Source organism: Pseudomonas sp. 65/3-MNA-CIBAN-0223 (assembly GCF_040310425.1).
Lineage (GTDB): Bacteria > Pseudomonadota > Gammaproteobacteria > Pseudomonadales > Pseudomonadaceae > Aquipseudomonas > Aquipseudomonas gregormendelii.
Genome location: NZ_JBEOPV010000339.1, coordinates 1 through 237, shown reverse-complemented (window position 1 = coordinate 237; position 237 = coordinate 1). Strand labels below are relative to the sequence as shown.

General features: G+C 62.0%; 1 protein-coding gene. It reads right to left on the bottom strand.

The annotated features are described in order from the left end of the window. A partial coding sequence (locus tag AAEZ09_RS29125) for a DTW domain-containing protein (RefSeq protein ID WP_350601790.1) occupies window positions 1-237 on the bottom strand: 237 nt, incomplete at both ends.

Below are 237 nucleotides of genomic sequence, written 5' to 3'. Positions count from 1 at the left end.
ATACGATGTACGGCTGCCACTGCGGGTCGGCCAGCAACCTGAGCAGCTCGGGGTCGACTTCGGTGCGCGACCAGGCGAAGGCGGTGGTGTCGTGTATGACATCGGCGATCAGCCAGCCCGTGTTGCTGGGTTTCATCGGCTCTACGTCATGCATCAACAGGCACATGGCGGACTTGGCTTCTACCTGCGGCCGCCAGGCACATAGGCAGTATTCAGGAATGACCCGACAGCCGGGAC